Origin of the sequence: Vibrio profundum (assembly GCF_050337555.1) — a bacterium.
Lineage (GTDB): Bacteria > Pseudomonadota > Gammaproteobacteria > Enterobacterales > Vibrionaceae > Vibrio > Vibrio profundum.
In genome coordinates, this window is record NZ_JAKJTA010000041.1 from 1 (window position 1) to 850 (window position 850).

Genomic DNA, 850 nt, shown 5'->3' on the forward strand with positions numbered 1-850 from the left:
TTAATACGTCCTTCATCGCCTCTGACTGCCAAGGCATCCACCGTGTACGCTTAGTCACTTAACCATACAACCCAAAAGGGTCTTATGTATGGCAAACAACCAAGGTTAGTGCTGTCTCATTATTTGAATGAGCGAGACAGCTTAGTTTGGTCTGTTTAAAACAAACGCAAACTACGATTTTGCCGGACTCAAATATTAAATAACCTCGTTAAAGGTCATTTCCAAGAACACTTGAATGTGTGTTGGTACCTAATTTCTTAACGAAACTAGGATTTGAGAACTTTTAAAATTTGAATAACATCAATCAAATGTTATTCGTCAGCTTTCCAAATTGTTAAAGAGCGAAGTGTTTTTCACACTTTCTAACGATTCTCAGAGATACAAAATCAACCACATTCAATTTGAAGTGGTTTGGTTTTTTTACATCCAAAAATAGTTAGAGAGTGGTGGGCGATACCGGGCTCGAACCAGTGACCCCCTGCTTGTAAGGCAGGTGCTCTCCCAACTGAGCTAATCGCCCACATTTAGTTTGAATTCCTTCGTGGTGAAAGAATGGTGGGTCGTGCAGGATTCGAACCTGCGACCAATTGATTAAAAGTCAACTGCTCTACCAGCTGAGCTAACGACCCACTGTACTTCTAAAAAAGAAGTGGTATCCCGTAGGGGAGTCGAACCCCTGTTACCGCCGTGAAAGGGCGGTGTCCTAGGCCTCTAGACGAACGGGACACTATTGTTGAAGAACTTGGGAGTTCTTCGTCTCTTTACTTTCTAAACCGTATCAATCTGTGTGGGTACTCATCGTAATAATCATCGTATAAGGAGGTGATCCAGCCCCAGGTTCCCCTAGGGC

The 850-nt window shown here is 42.9% G+C and carries 3 tRNA genes; all 3 read right to left on the reverse strand.

Annotated features, from left to right (window positions below):
• Nucleotides 1-444 precede the first annotated feature (444 nt).
• A tRNA-Val gene (locus L4C34_RS20355) sits at nucleotides 445-520 on the reverse strand.
• A gap of 33 nt (nucleotides 521-553) precedes the next feature.
• Nucleotides 554-629, reverse strand: a tRNA-Lys gene (locus L4C34_RS20360).
• Nucleotides 630-650: 21 nt separating this feature from the next.
• Nucleotides 651-726: transfer RNA gene (locus tag L4C34_RS20365), tRNA-Glu, on the reverse strand.
• Nucleotides 727-850 lie beyond the last annotated feature (124 nt).